The following is a 22,251-nucleotide window of genomic DNA, read 5'->3' on the forward strand; positions in this document are numbered from 1 at the left end:
TCTTTAGATAAGATTTTTAGTTGAATAATTTAGATGCTTTTTGATGTACTGGAAGTTCAATTATGAACTCAGTTCCTTGTCCTGGTACTGACTGACAAGTGATTTGTCCCCCATGCTTTTCTACAACAATTGTGTAGCTAATAGATAATCCTAACCCAGTACCTTTCCCAATAGGTTTAGTAGTAAAGAAAGGATTGAAAATCTGAGAAAGTATCTCCGGTGTCATACCAGAAGCATTATCAGAAATACGAATAGTTAGCAGATTTTTATCTAATAACTCAGTAGTTATTTTGATATAAGCTGGATGAAGTTCAGCTTCCTTCAATGAACGCTGAGAGTTATACTCTTCCAAAGCATCGATAGCATTAGCTAACAAATTCATAAATACTTGATTTAGCTGACCTGGATAACAATCTACTAATGGTAAAGTGGCATAATCTTTGATAATTTGAATTTTAGAATTGACTGACTCGGTTTTGAGCCGATGTTGCAATATTAGTAAGGCGCTATCAATACCTTCATGAATATTAACTGCCTTCATTTCTGCTTCATCCAAACGAGAGAAGTTACGTAAACTCAGAACTATCTGGCGGATGCGCTCGGCTCCTATCTTCATAGAAGATAGCAATTTTGGTAAGTCTTCAAGCAAAAACTCCAAATCTATATCCTCTTGTTCTGCGATAATTTTAGGATTCAGATTGGGTGATACTTTTTGATAAACTTTAATAAGATGTAACATATCCTTAATGTATTCACTAGCATGAGAAATATTGCCATATATAAAATTAATTGGGTTGTTAATTTCATGAGCTATACCAGCAACTAATTGACCTAAACCAGACATTTTTTCTTTTTGAATTATCTGTAACTGTGTTATTTGTAGTTGCTTCAATGTCATCTCTAATTTTTGTGCTTGTTCTTCTAAACACACATTTTTGTCATTTAATTCCTGTGTTCTTTCTTCGACCTTTAGTTCTAGATTTTTGCTATAATTCTCTAATTGCTGATTAGCTTGTTGCAGATTATCATTTAGTTTAGATAGATTAGTATACAACTTGGCATTCTCAATAGAAATAGCTGCTTGAGAAGCAAGAATTTTTAAAACTTCTAACCGTTCAGTAGTAAATGCATTAGTTGTTAAATTATTTTGTAGATATAGAATTCCGATAAGTTTACTTTGATGAATTATGGGTGTACATAAAACTGATTTACATTTATTCTGAATGATATAAGGATCGCTAGTAAACTTTCCTTCAGAGCTAGCATCACCAATAACGACACTTTCTTTAGTTCTGACTACATAGTTGAGGATAGATATGGGTACATATAGACTATTATCTAAAGACATGGATGTTTCCAAAAAAACCTCATTTTTGTTAACTCCCACCAATGCTTCTATTACCATTTGACCATTTTTCTCTAAAAGGAAGCAGCTAGTTTGCGCCCCAGCATTTTCCATAACAATTGCCATCAGCTTAGATAGCAATTCATCTAGCATGATTTCACTAGAAATAGCTTGGGAAGCTTTAAAAACTGTAGATAAATCAAAAGATGCCAAATTATTTATCTTGCTTGAAGTAGTTCGCAAGCTAGCCTTAAAACTGGATGATTCATGATTTATTTTTAATGGGCAATAATCGGGGTATTTTGACTCTAACTCACTAACTTTTGCGATCGCTCCCCAACGTATATAAGCATGATAAGATTCTCTCAGGTAGAAGATAGCCTGCTGCTCTCTACCACGGGAAAAGTAAAATTCTGCTGTTAACTCATTGGCTAGTGCTTCTTCTTGAAGATATCCCTGTTCTTTGGCTCCTTGAATAGCTAGCTCATAATACTCCATAGCTACAAAGGTTTGTCCTAAAACTCGGGCTTTTTCCGCCTCCACTAAATCATACTTGTGCTGAAAATTGGCAGGAGCGTGGCCAGCCCATATTCGCATTTTTTCCTGATTGATATTAATCGCAACCATATATTCTTGTTGAGTGTTCGGTTCAACATTGGGATATAAGCTAATCAGGGTTAAAGAATAATAAAAGTTGTGGATGCTAACTGTAATCATCCCCATCACACTACTTATATATTCTGAAGCTAATTTGGCATTATTAAGTGCTTGACTGGAATCTTTAAATAAGTAAAATAGAATCATTTTGCCAACATAAGCAGCAAACAAAGAAGTAACATTTTTAGTAGCTTGTAGATATGGCAGCATTGTTTCTTCATTAAAGCTATCGCCAAGCAAATAACATTTATTTTGTGATACACCCTGCAAATTTAATGTCAATTGATGCCAAATTTTAATGTAATTTATCGGGAATTCTAATTTAAATTTTTGTAGCAAATCAATATATGATACTTGCTGTTGAGCTACTGATTCGAGTTGTTCTCCTCTAAAAAATATATGACCGCAATAGTGGATAGAGCAATAGCCAGCGTATTCTAAGTCTCCAATTTCCAAGGCGCTCTGAATTGCTTCCTCTAAAGGAGCAATACTTTCCCTAACGTGCTCTTTCCAATGAAAAGTAAAACCATAGAATGGGGCGCATACTTTACTTTTGAGTTCCTTAGCTTGAAACTGCTCTAATATCTGCCAAGCTATTTGACCAGAGTGATATCCAGCATCAATATTTTCTAGATAGCTAGACAACACCATGCCATAACAAGAATATCCAGCAGCAGCCAAAGCTGAATGACCGTGTTCAATGCAGAGATTGACAACAGTCAAGATGATCTGAGGAAAAGTTGTCCCTGTTGTGTCAGTAATAAAAGCAGCTCCACCAACAGTAACAAGGATTTTTAAAGCTGCCAGTATGTAAGGATCTTTTACAACTGGAAAGTTTTCTAAATCTTGAAGCTGAGGTAAATTAGCTATAGCATTTTCCTTATTTGGTATCGCTGATAGAGAAATGCCCAACTTTGCGATCGCTTCTAGTCCAGTATCAATGGCTTTAAGCATCTGATTTTGAGCCATATAAAACTGGATTTGTAATTGATAAGCCTTGATTCGATCGAGCAGATTGCTAGCTTTGTCTAGAATAATTTCAGTTAAAATAGCTGCGCGTGTAAAATTAGTGTTTAAGTACTCTAATTCTACGCTTTCTAGATGAAGTACTAGCATCAAGTCATAGTTATTTTTCCAACTCGATGGTGTCAGTAATTCTAGTCCAACTGTTGAATAACTAAGAGCAGCTTCATAAGCTGATGATGCTTTTGCTTTTTGGCTAGCTATCAGATTTAATTTAGCTAGCCGATCTCTTTGAGATCGATCGCAAATAAATTCAGTACCAAAATTTAAGTGGTTAACAATATTAAAAATATTTTCTTCAATTTCCTCTGTTTGGCAAGATTCTAATATTAATTGCCCAATTTTCAGGTGAGTTTGTTTTCTTTGCGATTCTGGAATCAGGGAATAAGCTGCTTGCTGGATGCGATCGTGCAAAAACTTATATGAAATTTTTAATTCTTGAGATTCTAAAGATATCGATATGTCTTTATCAAAAAAGAGTGGAGCTTTATAGTTATCGCTTAAGGGCAAAATTAGGCTTACTTGAAGTGCTTCCCATAATTCAGAAGCGGTTTCTGACTGAGATTTTTCATTTACAATTGCTAAAATATCTATGTTAAACCGATTGCCAACACAAGCAGCTAGTTTTAAGACCTGTTGTGTCTCTTGAGGCAATTTTTTAATATTTCTTACAATTAATTCTAGAGCATCATAATCTGTAATCCCAATAGTTTGAATCTGATTTATTTCCCACTGCCATGTTCCACTATTAAAGTCAAAATTTAATAGCTTTTCTTGGTACATAGTTTGGAACAACTGAGTTAAGAAAAAAGGATTTCCCTGAGTTTGGTTGAAAAGAAGTTCAGCTAGTATTTTGGTTTTTTCTGTTGCAGTATGAAGTGTATCGACTACTAATTCATGCACATCACTAATACTTAAAGGTTTCAGTGTAATACTATTTACAGTTGCTCCTGCTTTTTGGATTTCATTCAAGGTTTGATTCAAATAATGAGTTGATATGACTTCGTTATCTCGATAAGCCCCAATCATTAAAAAATATTGGCTATCATCAAGCATCAACATCTGAATCAATTTTAGGGTGGCTAAATCTGCCCATTGTAAATCATCAAAAAATAAAATAAGTGGCTGTTCTTTTTGAGTAAATACTTGAATAAATTTTTGAAATGCTCGATTAAAGCGATTTTGGGATTCAATTGCTCCTAATTGTGGTACAGGTTGTTGTTGACCTACAATTTTTTCAATCTCAGGAATAACATCAATAATAACTTGACCATTTTCACCAAATGCTTCTAAAATTCGCTGTTTCAAAACAATTATTTTTTCAGAGCTTTCTGTTAATAACTGTTGGGTTAATTCTTGAAATGATTCAATTAGAGCCGTATAAGGGATATTTCGCTTAAATTGATCGAATTTACCAGAAATGAAATATCCCCGTTTTTGGAGAATAGGCTTATGAATTTCATTCACTAAGCAGGATTTACCAATCCCTGCATAGCCTGAAACTAGCATCATCTCACTTCTACCAACACTTACTCGCTCAAAAGCTGACATGAGAGATGCTACTTCTTCCTCGCGTCCATATAGTTTTTGAGGAATTGTAAATTGGCTGAATTTATCTAACTTGCCAGGAATAAAATTTTCGATTTTTCCATTATTTAATAACTGTTTTGAGCAAATCTCTAAATCTGCTTTTAGCCCTAAGCCACTTTGATATCTTTCTTCAGCAGTTTTAAATAATAGTTTCATTACAATATTAGATACAGCCTCCGGAATTTGTGGGTTGATCTGATGAGGAGGTATCGACTGTTTGGCAATATGAGAGTGAATTATTTCTAAGGGATCGGTGCAATTAAATGGCAAATGGTCAGTTAGCAGCTCATAAAAAGTTACGCCTAAAGAGTAAAAATCTGTTCGGTAATCAATAGTCCTATTCATCCGACCTGTTTGCTCTGGAGACATGTAAGCAAGTGTTCCTTTAAGCAAATTAGGATTGCCGATCGTTGCATTTTCTTTTGACAGACGTGAGGCAATGCTGAAATCAGTAATTTTAACTTGCATTGACTTAGGATTGATAATGATATTCTGTGGTTTAATATCTTTATGAATAATATGTCTATCGTGCAAATCTATAATAATATCTGTAACCTGAATGGCTAATTTTAAAAAACCTATTATATTAAGTTTATTGTTGTTAGTAAATTCTTTGAGGTTTTGTCCTCCAATGTCTTCTAAAACTAAAGCAATACTATTTTGATAACTTTCTAATCTATAAGCCTTGATAACTCCTGGTAAATCTAACGATTTAGCAATTTCATACTCATGTTTAAACTCTGTTACATATTCAAGATTAGCGTATTCACTTTTAAGTATTTTAAGAATAACCGTTCTTTTATTTTTAAGATCCTGTGCCCGATAAACAACAGTATCTACACCATCTGAAAGTTTATCTATAATTTTATATTTTGAATTGTCAATCATTTTCCCTTCCTCAGGATTACAAACTATTAACTATACTGTGATTTTATTGGTTCAACTAGTTTTTAAACTTAGTTATCTAAACATAAATTGTAATTTTTGTAGCATACGCTTTTAGGCTAAAAAGTTTTAATTATCTCCATATATAGGATATTTTTTGACTTTAAAACTTATTTGATAAATATTTTGCTAATAACTCTTGCCCCTGTTCACCTATTTTTTCTAACATCTCTTCAACCCTGTGCATGGCCAGGCGCGATGGCTTTGCGTGTCCATTTTCCCAACGATTAACCGTGGAATAAGTAACACCTAAAGATGCTGCAAACTCTTCTTGTGTCAAACCAGTAATCGTGCGAAGCTTAAGAATCAGCTTGCCAACTTCTGGTTGTTGGATTATTACTAAAGGTTTTTTAAACATCATGTAACTTAAAATACCATCAATATAGCGAACAATATATATTTTGTTACATGGTACTGATGCTCAGGCTTTATTGTAACCCGCTAATATACTATTTCCTTTTGAAAAATAATAAGCAGCATTCTATGTAATTCCCGCAAGAGGTATTGTATACACTATTTTGAAACTTGTGTGTTTTGACAAAGCAATTTGCTGTATCCATCCTAAACTCCTCCGACAGTTCAATTGCCCTTACTGTAGAGACATGTCACCCTTTTTGGTAAAAGAGTATTTTCATCGCAACGATGATTTCACAGTAGCGCTCCATATCGGAGAGTGAGAAAAAGTTTCCACAAATTTCACTACAACTGTTTGCCATTCACTTATGAGCCAGTATATTCTCAGCAGTCTCACAGATGATGAAGAGCTTAATTTTTTTGAAGAAGCAGAGGTTTTTGTTTTTCCTACTTCTTTCGCCCAGCAGCGATTGTGGTTTCTCGACCAGTTAGCACCGGGCAATCCATTTTACAACGTGTCAACAGCACTTCGCTTGACAGGTTACCTCAACTTCACCGCTTTAAAGCAGACATTCAACGAAATTGTACGTCGCCACGAAACCTTACGCACTAGGTTTGTTATGGTAGACCAGCAACCAGTGCAGGCTATTGTACCCAGCTTAACCATACCTCTTCTGGTAATAGACCTACGCAATTCCAAGAGCCAAGAACGGGATACACAAGTGCAGCAAATTGTAACCCAAGAGGCTCAACGTTGTTTCAACCTCACTACTGAGCCATTGCTGCGAGTAAAGCTGCTACAACTGGATGAAGCAGAATATCTACTGCTGCTAAATCTACATCACATTGTTGCTGATGGCTGGTCAATTGGAGTACTAATTAGAGAATTGGGGATATTATACAAAGCTTTTGTAGAAAATAAGCGATGTCTGACGTTACCAGAACTACCCATTCAGTATGCAGATTTCGCCGAATGGCAGCGGGAGTGGTTACAAGCACTGGGAGTAAACGGCTGTTCGCCACTACAAACCCAGTTAGCTTATTGGCAAAAGCAGTTAGATGGGATTTCAGTACTGAATCTCCCCACTGACCGAGTAAGACCAGTTGTTCCAACTTACAAAGGTGCGAAACAATTTCTGGAACTACCGCAAGATTTAACTCAAGCGCTAGAGGCACTTAGCTATCAAGAAGGTGTGACCTTGTTTATGACAATGCTTGCAGCGTTTCAGACTTTGCTCTATCGCTACACGCAGCAAGAGGATATTGCAGTAGGTTCACCCATTGCTAATCGCAACCGTAGCGAACTAGAGGGATTAATTGGTTTTTTTGTCAATAGCTTGGTGCTACGTACAGAATTCTCAGGGAAGCCGACGTTTCGAGAATTGTTGAATCGAGTGCGAGAGGTAACTTTAGGAGCCTATGCTCATCAGGACTTGCCCTTTGAAAAGCTGGTGGAGGAACTGCATCCAGAGCGGGATTTGAGCTATCATCCTTTTTTTCAGGTTGTATTTAGCCTGCAAAACACTCCCGTTGAAGCGCTAGAGTTACCAGGGTTAACGCTTTCGCTTTTTGAATTCGACAGCAAAACTGCAAAGCTTGATTTAGAGTTTCATCTGTGGCAGGATTTGGAAAGTTTGAAAGGACAAATGGTGTATAGCACCGATTTATTTGATGACACGACCATTACCCGGATGCTGGGACATTTCCAAACACTGCTAGAAAGCATTGTTGCGAATCCAGATCGGTGCCTTTCAGATTTGTCTTTGCTTACTGAAGAAGAACGACAAGAGTTATTAATTGATTGGAATGACACTAAAAGAGATTACCCAGAGAACAAGTGTTTTCATCAGTTATTTGAAACACAAGTGCAGAAAACCCCCGATGCGATCGCGTTAAACGCACGCTCCGCTAATGCACTAGTATTTGACGATGAACAACTCAGCTACAAAGAGTTAAATATACGCAGCAACCAACTTGCACATTATCTGAAAAAATTAGGTGTAGTCCCTGGCGTTTTAGTAGGTATTTGCCTAGAGCGATCGCTCGTGATGATAATCGCACTATTAGCCATCCTCAAAGCAGGTGGAGCATACCTCCCTTTAGATCCGAGCCTACCTCAAGAGCGTCTTAACTTCATGCTAGAAGATGCACAAGTTTCAGTCTTGCTAACACAAGAAAAGTTGCTCAAGCATTTTGAAGACTTCTCAAATCCAATTATTTGCATAGATGAAGATTGGGCAACTATTACACAACACAGCCAAGAAAACCCAACCACCTGCGTAACATCTGACAACCTAGCTTATGTTATCTACACCTCTGGATCGACAGGAAAACCTAAAGGTGTTTTGCTCCAACATCAAGGATTGTCAAACTTAGCGGCATCTCAGATTGAGGTTTTCAACTTACAATCGAATAACCGCATTCTGCAATTCGCATCATTAAGTTTCGATGCCTCAATTTTTGAGATTGTCATGGCACTACAAACAGGAGCAACTCTTTATTTAGCAAACCAAGAATCCCTTCTACCCGGACAACCTTTGCTCCAATTATTGCGCGAAAAAGCTATTACTCACGTCATCCTTCCGCCAGCAGTATTAGCAGTCTTACCTACAGAATCACTTCCGGCATTGCAAACTATTATTTGTGCAGGCGAATCCTGCACCGATGATATTGTAAAACGTTGGTTTAACTCTCAGCGTCGGTTTTTTAATGCTTACGGCCCTACTGAAGCAACAGTTTGGTCAACCGTTGCAGAGATTACTCATATAATTGAAAAGCCGCCTCTTGGTCGTCCTATTCCTAATACTCAAATATATATATTAGATAAACATTTACAACCTTTACCAATTGGAATAGCTGGCGAATTATTCATAGGTGGTGAGGGATTGGCACAAGGCTATCTTAATCGCCCTGAATTAACTAATGAAAAGTTTATTTCCAATCTTTTTAATCATCAAAAGGGAGCGCGACTTTACAAAACGGGTGATTTAGCTCGATATCGTTCGGACGGTAATATTGAATTTTTAGGTCGTATTGATAATCAAGTAAAAATTCGGGGATTCCGCATTGAGTTGTCAGAAATCGAAACAGTGCTGAGTCAGCATGAAAGTGTCCAAAGAGCAGTAGTAATTGCTAAAGAAAATGTATCTGGCGATCGGTATTTAGTGGCTTATATTGTTACCAATGTAGAAACGCAAAATTTCGCATCTCTACTACGTAAATTCTTAAAAGAAAAATTACCAGAATACACGATACCAAAAGCTTTTGTAGTGCTGGATTCTCTGCCGCTAACAGCTAGTGGTAAAGTGGATCGTTTGGCGCTAACAGAACTCGACAGTCCGGCTAGCAGCTTACTAGATAAAACATTTATCGCTCCTCGGACTCCAACTGAGTCAACCTTGGCAAAAATTTGGGCTGAAGTGCTTAATGTTGAGCGTGTGGGAATTTACGATAACTTTTTCGACTTGGGAGGAGATTCGCTGTTAACTGTACGCCTCCTGAAGCAAATACACAAGCAGTTTGAGAGTGAATTGCCGCTATCTACCTTATTTTTAAATCCGACAATTGAAAGTTTAGCAACTGCTCTATCCTTAAAAGCAGATTCTCTCACGTGGTCACCCTTAGTACCGATTCAACCTGCTGGTTCAAGTCCAGCTTTCTTCTGCGTCCATCCAATTTTTGGCGTTGTCTTTCCTTATTACGAATTAGCTGCTAATTTGGGAAAAAATCAACCATTTTATGGGCTACAACCTATTGGACTGGACGGAAAAAGTTCTCCATTAACTCGGATTGAGGATATGGCTGCTCACTACATTGAAGCATTGCGGAGAGTGCAGCCTAAAGGCCCTTATTTTTTAGGAGGTTGGTCTTTTGGAGGTTGGGTTGCTTTTGAAATGGCTCAACAACTCCAAAAGTCTGGGGAAGAAGTGGCTTTACTGGCTGTGCTTGACACTTTAGCACCAATTCCAGGCAATATACCTTCTTTGGGTAGTGGTTTCAAGTTTATGCTGACGACAGTGGCGCGATATATATGGCCCTTTTTCCTCGATTATTTTTATCTAATTATTGCGATCGCTAAGAATCGAATTAATAGTTTAACTTCTCGGTTGACTAATTTTAATAAAATTGTGCGAAACTCTTTTTGGGAGTCGTTAATGCGATCGCTCCAAACAAATCTCTTCTCTCACTTCACCCTAAAAGAGGATGCCCCAGTTAACGTTATACCTGAAGAATCCAAGTTAAGACTTTTAAGCGAGTTAGCAATTCGTCCAATGCTTCGTGTTTTTTATGCCAATAGCCAAGCAGTTCTTAACTACGTTCCGCAAGCCTACCCTAAACGAATTAATCTTTTCAGAACAAAGGTTCAATCAAGCATTGCCAAAGAAGATCCGAGTATGGGTTGGGATCAACTAATTGTGGGAGGAACGGAAATTCATCATATTCCTGGCAATCACCTAACTATGTTGAGAAAACCCCATATCCAAGTTCTCGCCGCACAGCTAAGAGATCGTATTGAGAAAGCACAAAATTTAAAATAAGGATCGTTATGTCTTCTGAAGAAGTCTTCGTCTTTCCAGCATCTTTTGCTCAACAGCGGCTATGGTTCCTCGACCAGTTGACCCCCGGCAATGCAATCTACAGTGTGCCGACAGTAATTTGCTTGACAGGTTCGCTTAACTTAACGGCAATAGAACAGGCTTTTAACGAAATAGTGCGTCGCCACGAAACCTTACGCACAACTTTTATTGTGTCGGATGGGCAACCCCTACAGGCGATTCCTGCGGAAAGCTACGCTAACGCACCCAGCTTAACAATACCTCTTTCTATATTAGACCTCCAACAATTGCCAGCTGATGAACAAGAAGTTAAAGCAAAGTCCATTATTACCGCAGAGATAGAACATCCCTTCGATTTATCCTCCGGGCCATTGCTGCGAGTAATACTCCTCGTCCTTTCTGAGACAGAACATATTCTATTACTGAATATGCACCACATTATCTGCGACGATTGGTCTATGGGGGTACTGATTCGGGAACTAGGAACGCTGTACGCAGCTTTTGCACAAAACCAGCCTTCTCCTCTATTAGAACTGCCTCTTCAGTATGCCGATTTTGCTCACTGGCAGCGCGAGTGGCTGCAAGGAGAGGTACTCCAAACCCAGTTAGCTTACTGGCGGGAGCAATTAAACGGTATTTCCATACTGCATCTGCCTACTGACAAACCAAGACCAGCTATACAAAGCTATCAAGGATCAACACAATTTTTAGAATTACCGCTCAAGCTAATTGATGCACTAGAAAAGCTGTCACAGCAAGAAGGTACGACATTATTTATGACGTTGCTGGCAGCATTTCAAACATTACTTTACCGCTACACACACCAAGAAGATATCGCGGTAGGTTCGCCAATTGCTAACCGTAATCGTAGCGAAATTGAAGGAATAATTGGTTTTTTTGTCAATAGTTTGGTACTACGTAGCAACTTGTCTGGAAATCCCTCTTTTCGGGAACTATTAGGCAGAGTCCGCGAGGTAACGTTAGGAGCATACAGCCACCAAGATTTACCCTTTGAAAAGTTAGTTGAAGAACTGCATCCAGAGCGTAACTTGAGCCATCATCCGCTATTTCAAGTGGTATTTGGTTTTCAGAATGCGCCAATGTCAGCGCTAGAACTACCTGGATTAGTACCTAGTTTTATGAATATTGACATAAAAAAAACGCGTTTTGATTTAGAACTCCATTTGTGGAAGTGTTCTGAGGATTTTAGGAGCTTATGGGGTGCAAACTGGGAGTATTCTGACGGACTCCGAGGTGTAATGGTTTACAACACAGATTTATTTGATCGAGCCACCATTAGCCGGATGGTGGAACATTTTAAAACTCTGTTGTCAGCTATAGTTGCAAATCCAGAAGAACGAATTGCAAATTTACCCTTATTAAGTGAAGCGGAGTTACATCAGGTATTGGTGAAATGGAATAACACCCAAGCCGATTATCCTCAAGATAAGTGTATCCATCAATTGTTTGAAGAAAAGGTACAACAGTATCCTGATTTTATAGCAGCAAACTTTGCTAACGAGCAACTGACTTATCAAGAGTTGAATACTCGCAGCAATAAACTAGCACACCACTTACAAAAAATCGGAGTAGGTTCAAAAGTTTTAGTCGGCATTTGCATCTCACAGTCTATAGAAATGATAATCGGGTTGTTGGGTATTCTTAAAGCAGGGGGAGCGTATGTTCCATTAGACTCAAGTTATCCTCAAGAGCGTCTAAATTTTATGCTTGAAGATGCACAAGTTTCAGTATTGCTGACACAAGAAAACTTACTCAAGCATTTTGAAGGTTTCTCAAAACCAATTATTTCTATAGATAAAGACTGGGAAATTATTACCCAAGAAAAGCAAGACAATCCCGAAAGCGATTTAAATAGTGATAATTTAGCTTATGTTATTTACACCTCTGGTTCTACAGGAAAACCCAAGGGAGTTGCTGTACTTCACACAGCTGTAAATCGGTTAGTGTGCAATACGAACTATATAAAATTATTACCATCTGATAAAATCGCCCAAGCCTCAAACGCTTCTTTTGATGCAGCTACATTCGAGATTTGGGGAGCGCTACTTAACGGCGCTCAACTTATGGGAATTAGTAAAGATGTAACCCTCTCGCCTCACGAATTTGCATTACAGCTACGAGAAAAAGGTATCAACATTCTGTTTTTGACTACCGCCTTATTTCAACAGATTGCTAGAGATGTTCCGCAAGTTTTTGCTACCTTGAAATATTTACTGTTTGGTGGCGAGGCTGTTGATACGAGATGGATTAAAAAAATTATTAAACATGGTGCGCCAAAGCATTTAATTCATGTTTATGGGCCTACAGAGAATACAACATTTTCTTCTTATTATTACGTACAAGAGTTACCATCAGCCACATCTTCCCCTATTGGGCGTCCCATTACAAACACGCAAATTTATATATTAGATACCTGTTTACAACCTGTACCTGTTGGCGTTACTGGCGAATTATATATTGGTGGGGAGGGGCTGGCGCGAGAATATCTCAATCGCCCTGAACTGACTACTAAACACTTTATTCCTCATCCTTTTAGTAATAATCCAAAAACACGTCTTTATAAAACGGGTGATTTAGCTCGCTATTTACCAGATGGCAATATTGAATTTTTAGGTCGCGTTGATAATCAAGTAAAGATTCGTGGCTTCCGCATTGAGTTGTCAGAAATTGAAGCGGTGCTGAGTCAATATCCAGCAGTGAAGGAAACTGTAGTTATTGCTCGTGAGGACGTACCTGATGATAAGTACTTAGTGGCTTATATTGTTCTCAACCAGGAACAGATAGCGATGCAAGAGGTACAAGGCTTTGCATCCTTATTTCGTCAATTTCTCAAAGAAAAGTTACCAGAATACATGGTGCCAAGCGCCTACGCGATCCTGGAATCTCTACCTCTAACACCTAATGGCAAAGTGGATCGGCGTGCTTTACCCATGCCTGATACAATTACTTTCAATAATCAAGATTATGTGGCACCGCGATCGCAGGTTGAAGAGTTACTTGCCCAAATTTGGGCTAAAGTCTTGGGAAAAGAGCAAGTAGGCATCCATGACAATTTCTTTGAATTGGGTGGTCATTCTCTTTTAGCGACTGTGCTAACTTCCCGTATCCGTGACACCTTCCAAATAGATTTGCCTGTACGCAACTTGTTTGAAGCACCGACTGTAGAACAACTATCTAGATATATTGACACAATCTATTGGACAGCAAAAGGTATAGATAAGGCTGAAACTACGGAAATTCAACGAGAAGAAGTGGAATTTTGAGAAACCCCTAAGTTAGCGATCGCCATACCATTTATGCCATCCGATATATGTGCACGAGCCGCAGTAGCGATTAACTTAAGCATTAGGAAAATGCGCGAATTGGCTGGGTTTAATCTAAACTGACTTTTCCCGTCATGTGGAAAAGCTTGCTTTTTGATGGCGTTTATGTACAGCCTCAGTGCCTTGTGTTTTTCAGTCTTGGGAGTTTTTAATAAGCTCGCTAAGGTGTTCTGCTGCCGTCTTCAGGCAAAAACCTCTAGTAGAAATCAACCTGTATTAGGAAGTCGGCTATGCATATTGGATTTCTCAACCCTCAAGGCAATTTTGATTCAGGCAATAGTCATATAACGAAACACCCAGATTTTGGGGGTCAGCTGGTTTACGTTAAGCAAGTTGCCATAGCCATAGCTCAAATGGGTCATAAAGTTGATATTCTCACCCGTCAAATTATTGACCCGGAGTGGCCAGAGTTTGCCGAAGCGATTGACACTTATCGAGGGATCGATAATGTCCGCATTATCCGGTTAGCGGCTGGGCCAAAAGAATTTCTCTCTAAAGAGTTGTTATGGCCTCATCTGGTTAATGATTGGATACCCAACATTTTAAAATTTTATCAACAAGAGGGTGGCTTACCCGATGCAATGACTGCCCACTACGCTGACGGAGGACTGTGTGGCGTTCTAATTGAAGAGGAGGCAGGCATACCTTTTACTTTTACTGCTCATTCTCTCGGCGCTCAAAAGATGGACAAACTGGAAGTCACCCCAGAAAATCTGCCAGAAATAGACGAGCAATTCCATTTCAGATATCGCATTTTAGCCGAACGCCTGAGCATGAATCGCTCGGCGGTTAATATTACCAGTACGCGACAAGAACGTTTTGAACAGTATTCTCATCGAGTCTACAGTGGTGCAGTGGATGTAAACAACGACAACCGCTTTGCAGTGATTCCACCGGGAGCAGATTTCTCGATTTTCGGTGCAAAAGCGCGTTACGAAAACGAGGAGGCTACTTACGAGTTCATTCAGGAGCGATTGGCACGGGATATTGCAGAACCACGTCGAGATTTGCCCGTTATCCTAGCATCCAGTCGATTAGAGCTTAAAAAAAATATATTAGGGCTAGTGCAAGCCTTCGCAATCAGTCCAACACTTCAGGAACGAGCTAACTTGGTGGTACTTACAGGAGGGCTGGACGATCCTTTACGAGAGGAAACTAGTGATGGCATAGCTGAAGAGGTATTAGCTCCCATTCGGGAAGTTATCAAAGAAAACGACTTGTGGGGCAAGGTGAGTGCCTTTGGTTTGTCAGATCAGTCTCAAGAGTCACTGGCAGCAGCCTATCGGTTTATGGTTAAACGCCGCTCGGTGTTCGCGCTGACTGCACTCTACGAACCCTTTGGGCTTGCTCCCTTAGAAGCAGCAGTTGCAGGTTTACCAGTGGTAGCAACCAAGAACGGTGGCCCCAGCGAGAGTTTCCGACAGGGAAATAAGGAATATGGCGTACTCATTGACCCAGAAGATTCTGCTGATATTGCACGGGGCTTGGAGCGGTTGCTATGTGATGCTAACGAGTGGGAAAATTTTGCCCAGGCTGGTCAGCAACGGGTGCTGAAGAAGTACACTTGGGAATCTACTGCTGAAAACTACCTGACTTTGCTTGAGCAGATTGTGTCTTCATCAGAAACCCGCCCTCGCGCTGAACTCCTTCCCATCCATCCCTACTTCCTTAATCCAGAATCGCAGACCGATGTTTTTTTGGAAGAATTGGGCGAACTTTACTTTGGAACTAATCAAAAGGTGCTAAGTACAGCACTTCCTTAACGTGAGTTTGACAAGTATTATTTGACCTCTCCCCCAACCCCTCTCCGACACGGAGAGGGGAGCAAAAGCTTAATTTTTCGCTACTCCTCACTCTCCAAAACGGAGAGGGAGGCTGGGAGGGAGAGGTTCGTCGAACTCACGTTTCCTTAATTCGTAGTGAATTAAATTTGGCAATACCCTGCAATGGCAATGAATGCGTCGGCTTGCATTGTTAATGCATCGGCTTGCATTGTTAATGCATCGACTTGCATTGTTAATGCGTCGGCTTGCATTGTTAATGCATCGGCTTGCATTGTTAATGCGTCGGCTTGCATTGTTAATGCATCGACTTGCATTATTAATGCATCGGCTTGCATTGTTAATGCATCGGCTTGCATTGTTATACCAATTCAATTAATGATTGCAACACATCCTTGGGTAAAGACGCGATGAATCGCGTCTCTACAAATGGTCTATTTGTCGCATTCTTTTTTCAAATTGGGATTAATGCGTTCCCCTGCCTTGGAAACGCTACCCTTTTACGCAAAATACTAAGTACATCTGCCTTTAAATAAGCTTCAGTAGCGATCCCAGCTATAAGCAGTCAGCGCAAAATGTGCTGACTGCTTCGGCAAACTGCTGGTTTTGTTCCATCAATGCCATGTGTCCACCTGGTTTTAGGGTGACTCTTTGAGAATAAGGTATTTCTGCTTTCATGCGATCGCTTGCAACAGGTTTAGTTGCTATATCGGAATTGCCGCAAACGACTAACACAGGAACGTTAATAGTTGCAAGTGTTTCTGTTTCATCGAACTTTAACATTCCCAGTGTGCCACGAGCCAGAACACCAGGCGAACCCAATGCTGATAATAGACCTGCAAAACTTAGTTGACCGCGTGTTTCAGTACCCGTAAATCCAGATAGTTCGACGGTGATGTACAGGGAACCATTGAAATACGAGAGCCAAGTCATCAACCAAAAAATTGGCCACAGCACGATAGTCAGGTACAACACAGGTTCGAGTAGCGGTTTCTGCAATTTACGTGCCAGATTGCTAAAAATACAAGTTTTAACCGGATTGGTGTAAGTAGTATCTACAAGAATTAAGCCAGCCACCCGACTCCCTAATTGCTCTGGAAACAGGCGACAGAATGTCAGGTTAATCATTCCACCCATGCTGTGCCCTACCAAGATAACAGGTTTATCCCCTGCAATCGCAACAACAGCTTCCAAGTCACGGGCATATTTTTCTATAGAGTGGTCATTGTTTTTTGGTTTGGCGGATTTTCCTAACCCTGGTAGATCCCAGACAATTACTCGGAAGCGATCGCTCAATTGTCGCTTGGCATAATACCATATAGTACTGTTTGGCCCCCAACCATGTGACAAAATAATCGGTTGACCATCTTCAGGGCCAAAAAACTCTACTTGCAACACGCTCCCATCAGGACGTGGCAAACGCTGCACAGTTTTGCTACGCATAAACTTGGGTTCCTCGGCTCCACGACGGCGCAACAGTGGCAAACTGATAAAACGACCGCCAAAAGTCCACAGAACCATTACTAATCCAGCCACCAAGTAAGATGTTCCTACAAGTTCTCGTTCGTACCACTCATAGAGAATGTAGCTCCCCCCGCCAAGTATGCCAATGGACAGCAGTTGAACCAGCCATACAAGTAGAAAATTATGAGGCATGAATATCATGAGCCTAAACCTTGTAATACGTTGTTAACTGCTTTTAGCTTCATACCATAGTTAGAATCATCCAACTTTCACTCCCAAGAATGATTTATACATTGTTGCAAGTGTGATAAAACTGCTGGGTTAGTTGATAAACAGTGTAGAGAAGGAAAAACAATTATCAAGTCAGTAAGCTTATTAAACAAGCATTATTCATTCTCATTTCTAATAAATAACAACAGTTGCGAAGAGGTGTAATTTTGAATACGGTTGAGTTTGTCTCTTATCTTCGCAGTTTAGATATTCAAGTTTCTATTGATGGTAAAAAGTTTCGCTGTAACGCTCCTGAAGGAATTCTTACAGCAGAACTGCGTGCAGAAATTCAAGAGCGTAAAGCAGAAATTATTGAATTTTTAGAAACATCTAATCGGACTAATAACTACAGTTTTAGACCTATTGTACCTATTTCGCGGTCAGGAAATCTTCCCCTCTCCTTTGCTCAACAACGGCTGTGGTTTCTTGACCAATTAATCCCTAATAATCCTTTCTATAACATTCCACTAGCACTACATTTAACAGGTTCGCTCAATAAAGCCGCACTAGAGCAAACTTTTAACGAAATCGTGCGACGACACGAAGCTTTACGCACCACTGTTGGCATCCAGTCAGGGCAACCAGTTCAAGTAATTAATCCGATGCTAACTATTACTTTACCAGTAATAGATTTACGGCAACTGCCACAAGCCGAACGAGAAATACAAGCACGACGACTCACTACCCAAGAAGCTCAACGTCCTTTCAATTTATCAACCGATTCGTTACTGCAAGTAAAACTGCTGTGGTTGGATGAGACACAATACATTCTGCTGCTGACTATGCACCACATTGTCTCCGATGGTTGGTCTATTGGGGTGCTGATTCAAGAGATAGCAGCACTCTACACAGCCTTTGCCAGCAATCAACCTTCTCCTCTACCGAAACTGACAATCCAATATGCAGATTTTGCATACTGGCAACGCCAATGGTTGCAAGGGGAAGTATTAGAAAAACAACTGAGTTACTGGCAAAAGCAATTAGATGGCATTTCTATGCTAAATTTGCCAACCGATAGACCAAGACTAGCTGCCCAAACTTATCAGGGTGCAAGGCAACCTCTGCAATTATCAAAAAGTTTGAGCAAAGCACTTTTAGCTCTCGGACAACAAGAAGGGGTAACTTTATTCATAACCCTGCTGACAGCATTCCAAATTTTACTTTACCGCTACACGCAACAAGAAGATATCGCTATTGGTTCACCTATTGCCAATCGCAACCGTAGTGAAATTGAGGGATTAATTGGTTTTTTTGTCAATAGCTTAGTACTGCGTACCGACATATCAGGAAACCCAACTTTTAGGGAATTATTAAATCGAGTTAAAGAGGTAGCTTTAGGAGCTTATGCTCATCAAGATTTGCCTTTTGAAAAGCTGGTAGAAGAACTGCATCCAGAGCGCAATTTTAATCAAAATCCGCTCTTTCAAGTTGTTTTTGCGCTCCAAAATGCGCCGATGTCTGCGTTAGAGTTACCTAATTTAACTTTAAGCCCGCTACCATTTGAAACGGAAACAACGCGGTTTGATTTGGAGTTTCACTTGTGGGAGCCAAATACTCAAAATGGTTTATGGGCAGATAGCTCAGAAGGAATTAGTGGTTTTGTAATTTATAGCACTGATTTATTTGATGATGCTACTATCACCAGGATGCTAGGACACTTCCAAACATTACTGGAGGGTATAGTTGCAAATCCAGAAGAACGAATTGCACAATTACCACTTTTAAAGGAATCTGAACTACATGATTTATTAGTTGAATGGAACAATACTCAGTTAGATTATCCTCAAGATAAGTGTATCCATCAGCTATTTGAAAGCGTTGCAAAACAGAATCCAGATGCGACTGCACTAGTATTTGGCGATAAACAACTCAGCTACAAAGAGTTAAATATACGCAGTAATCAACTTGCACATTATCTAAAAAAATTAGGAGTTAAAACCGAACTTTTAGTAGGACTTTGTGTCGAACGCTCTTTTGATATGGTAATCGGGATGTTGGGCATCCTGAAAGCAGGTGGAGCTTATGTACCTTTAGATCCAAGCTATCCATCTGAACGTTTAAATTTTATGCTTGAAGATGCTCAAGTCTCGGTTTTATTAACTCAGGAGCGATGGCTTGAACGACTTAAAAACTATAATTCACAAATAATCTGTTTAGATAAAGATTGGGAGCTTATTTGTCAAGAGATTGAAGATAACCTTACTAGTAAAGTTACAGTAGATAACCTTGCTTATATCATTTATACCTCTGGCTCAACTGGAAAACCTAAAGGAGTTAAAATTGAACATAGAGGATTGTTAAATTTAGTATTTTGGCATCAAAAAGCTTTTGCAGTTTCATCCATTGACCAAGCAACGCAGATTTCTGGAGTTGGCTTTGATGCTTGCGGTTGGGAAATTTGGCCTTATCTTAGTACTGGGGCAAGCATTTATTTTGTAGATGATGAAACCAGGCGATCGCCTGACCATCTCCGAGATTGGCTAGTATCAAAAGCGATAACAATTTCTTTCATCCCAACACCTTTGGCAGAGAAAGTTTTATTATTAGATTTTCCTAAGAACGCAGCTTTACGAATATTACTCACAGGTGGAGACAAACTAAATCAATATCCTTTAGCTTCCCACTCTTACCAAGTATTTAACAATTATGGGCCAACGGAGAACACAGTTGTAACCACTTCTGGTCATATTTCTGTTAAGAATAAAGATAATTTAGCACCTGTAATTGGTCGTGCGATCGCTAATACTCAAGTTTACATACTAGATAAATATTTACAACCAGTACCCATTGGTGTTTCAGGAGAGTTGTATATCAGCGGTGACGGGTTGGCACGAGGTTATTTAAACCATCCTGATTTAACCGTTGAGTGTTTCATTTCTAATCCTTTTAATAATAAACCAAAAGCACTACTTTATAAAACAGGTGATTTAGTTCGCTATCGAGTAGACGGCAACATTGAATTTTTAGGTCGCCTCGACGATCAGGTAAAAATTCGCGGCTACCGCATTGAATTGGGAGAAATTGAAGCGGTGCTGAGTCAACATCCAGGAGTACAGCAAACTGTAGCAGTAATTCGTGAGGATCGAGGAGAAAAGCGTCTATTAGTTTGTGTGGTACTGAAAGCTGAAGACAGCAGCGAACAGGAAAATATGCAGTTACAGAATGAGCAGGTTTTGCAATGGCAAACGCTCTACAACGAAACTTACAATCAACCTGCTGCTGATTCAGATCCAAGATTTAATATTGTCGGCTGGAATAGTAGTTATACAAATCAGCCTATTCCAGCAGAGCAGATACGCGAGTGGGTGAATAACCAAGTGGCGCAAATTCTAGCTTTACAACCCCAGCGAGTGTTAGAAATTGGCTGTGGAACAGGTTTAATTTTGTTTAGGATTGCACCTCACTGCACTAAATATTGTGGGACGGACTTCTCCCAGGTTTCACTTAACTACATTCAGCAACAGTTAGAAAAGCAAGAAATACCGCAAGTAACACTGCAACAAAAGATGGCTACTGACTTTCAGGCAGTAGAAACAGCAGCTTTTGATGTAGTAGTTCTCAACTCGGTTGTGCAATATTTTCCTAATATTGATTATCTTATCCGCGTACTAGAAGGTGCTGTGCAAGCAACTGCTCCTGGTGGCTTTATCTTTATAGGAGATGTGCGTAGTTTGCCGCTTTTACAAGCTTTCCATGCGTCGGTACAACTATATCAAGCTGAAGCTTCCCTTACCCGATTTGAATTGCAGCAACGAGTAAAATCGCAAGTTTTTCAAGAAACAGAGTTGGTCATTGAACCAGCTTTCTTCAGTGCATTAAAGCAGCATTTTCCTCAAATTAATAGCGTGCAAATTCAACTTATCCGAGGACGCGATCGCAATGAATTAACTCAGTTTCGTTACAATGTAATTATTCATATTGACAATGAAACCGTTAATAATACTGAAAATACTTTAGTGTTGAACTGGTCTGAAGATAATTTAACAGTGTCAGCAGTAAATCAGTTATTGATTGAGAAGCAACCAGAAATTTTATGCATTACTAATGTAGCTAATGCACGAGTATTTGCGGCAGTTAAAACAGCAGAATGGTTATTAGGGATAGAAGATTTTAAAACTGCGGGTGAAATGCGTGAAGCTTTGGAAAAACTCCCGAATTTAGGAGTAGATCCAGAAGATTGGTATACTCTGAATGTACCCTACAGCGTTGAGATTAGCTGGTCAAATTCCAGTACTCAAGGATGCTATGACATCATTTTTGTCCGGCAAGATGCAGTAGGTAAGAGAATTATTTTTCCAAATAGCACGACTTACTCCCGTTCGTGGCAATCTTACGCCAATAATCCCCTACAAGCTAAAGCTGCGAGTAAGTTAGTGCCGCAATTGCAGACTTATCTACTACAAAAGCTGCCTGAGTACATGGTGCCATCAGCTTTTGTAGTACTCAACTCCTTACCTCTAACAGCTAATGGCAAAGTAGATCGTCGCGCCTTAATTGCATCCGATGCTATTAAGCCTCAATTGCCAGAAAATTACATCGCGCCTCGAACTCCCGTTGAACAAGTGCTAGGGAAAATCTTTGCCGAGATTTTAGGACTCAAACGCGTAGGAATTCATGATAATTTCTTTGAATTAGGCGGCCATTCATTACTGGCAACTCAGCTTGTCTCTAGAGTGCGCGACGCCTTGCGCGTGGAGTTACCTTTGCGTAGCGTATTTGAGGCATCGACAATTGCAGAATTATCTAAAGTGGTGGAAAGCTTTAAAGAAAGCAATGCTCAAAGTCAAGCCCCAGTTTTAGTACCGCTATCGCGTGAAAGTCGGCGGATTAAGTTATCTTCCTTAAACGAAGACAGCAAGGGGCATTAGTAATATATACCCTAGACTTGAATCCTTACGATCTGAGCAAAAAGTTTTGTAACA

The 22,251-nt window shown here is 39.6% G+C and carries 8 protein-coding genes; 4 read left to right on the top strand and 4 right to left on the bottom strand.

Annotated elements, in window-relative coordinates:
* Nucleotides 1-16: 16 nt before the first annotated feature.
* Both V7L01_RS28935 and V7L01_RS28940 read right to left on the bottom strand, forming a co-directional pair.
* Nucleotides 17-5,503: an ATP-binding sensor histidine kinase gene (locus V7L01_RS28935; protein WP_335041015.1), complete on the bottom strand. Its 5,487-nt coding sequence runs from the start codon at nt 5,501-5,503 to the stop codon at nt 17-19.
* Between the two features lie 160 nt (nt 5,504-5,663).
* Complete coding sequence (locus V7L01_RS28940; RefSeq protein ID WP_335041017.1) at nt 5,664-5,921, bottom strand: helix-turn-helix domain-containing protein; 258 nt, start codon at nt 5,919-5,921, stop codon at nt 5,664-5,666.
* 361 nt (nt 5,922-6,282) lie between these two features.
* On the opposite strand from V7L01_RS28940, the gene V7L01_RS28945 reads away from it, so the two are divergent.
* From V7L01_RS28945 to V7L01_RS28955, 3 genes are all read left to right on the top strand, one after another.
* Nucleotides 6,283-10,452: a non-ribosomal peptide synthetase gene (locus V7L01_RS28945; protein ID WP_335041019.1), complete on the top strand. Its 4,170-nt coding sequence runs from the start codon at nt 6,283-6,285 to the stop codon at nt 10,450-10,452.
* Nucleotides 10,453-10,460: 8 nt separating this feature from the next.
* On the top strand, nt 10,461-13,754 hold the full coding sequence (locus V7L01_RS28950; RefSeq protein ID WP_335041021.1) for a non-ribosomal peptide synthetase: 3,294 nt from the start codon (nt 10,461-10,463) through the stop codon (nt 13,752-13,754).
* Between the two features lie 290 nt (nt 13,755-14,044).
* Nucleotides 14,045-15,577 (top strand): glycosyltransferase, encoded by a 1,533-nt coding sequence (locus tag V7L01_RS28955; RefSeq protein WP_335041022.1) that lies wholly within the window; start codon nt 14,045-14,047, stop codon nt 15,575-15,577.
* 161 nt (nt 15,578-15,738) lie between these two features.
* On the opposite strand, the gene V7L01_RS28960 is transcribed toward V7L01_RS28955, so the two are convergent.
* The gene (locus tag V7L01_RS28960) at nt 15,739-15,954 is read right to left on the bottom strand and encodes a hypothetical protein (RefSeq protein ID WP_335041024.1); all 216 of its coding nucleotides are present in this window, start codon (nt 15,952-15,954) and stop codon (nt 15,739-15,741) included.
* 196 nt (nt 15,955-16,150) lie between these two features.
* A complete protein-coding gene (locus V7L01_RS28965; RefSeq protein ID WP_335041026.1) occupies nt 16,151-17,251 on the bottom strand; it encodes an alpha/beta fold hydrolase in 1,101 nt (366 codons plus the stop codon).
* A 245-nt stretch (nt 17,252-17,496) separates the two neighbouring features.
* Here V7L01_RS28965 and V7L01_RS28970 point away from each other — a divergent pair, with 245 nt between their 5' ends.
* Nucleotides 17,497-22,197: an amino acid adenylation domain-containing protein gene (locus V7L01_RS28970; RefSeq protein ID WP_335041028.1), complete on the top strand. Its 4,701-nt coding sequence runs from the start codon at nt 17,497-17,499 to the stop codon at nt 22,195-22,197.
* The last annotated feature ends 54 nt before the right edge of the window (nt 22,198-22,251 follow it).

This window comes from Nostoc sp., assembly GCF_036917095.1.
GTDB lineage: Bacteria > Cyanobacteriota > Cyanobacteriia > Cyanobacteriales > Nostocaceae > Nostoc.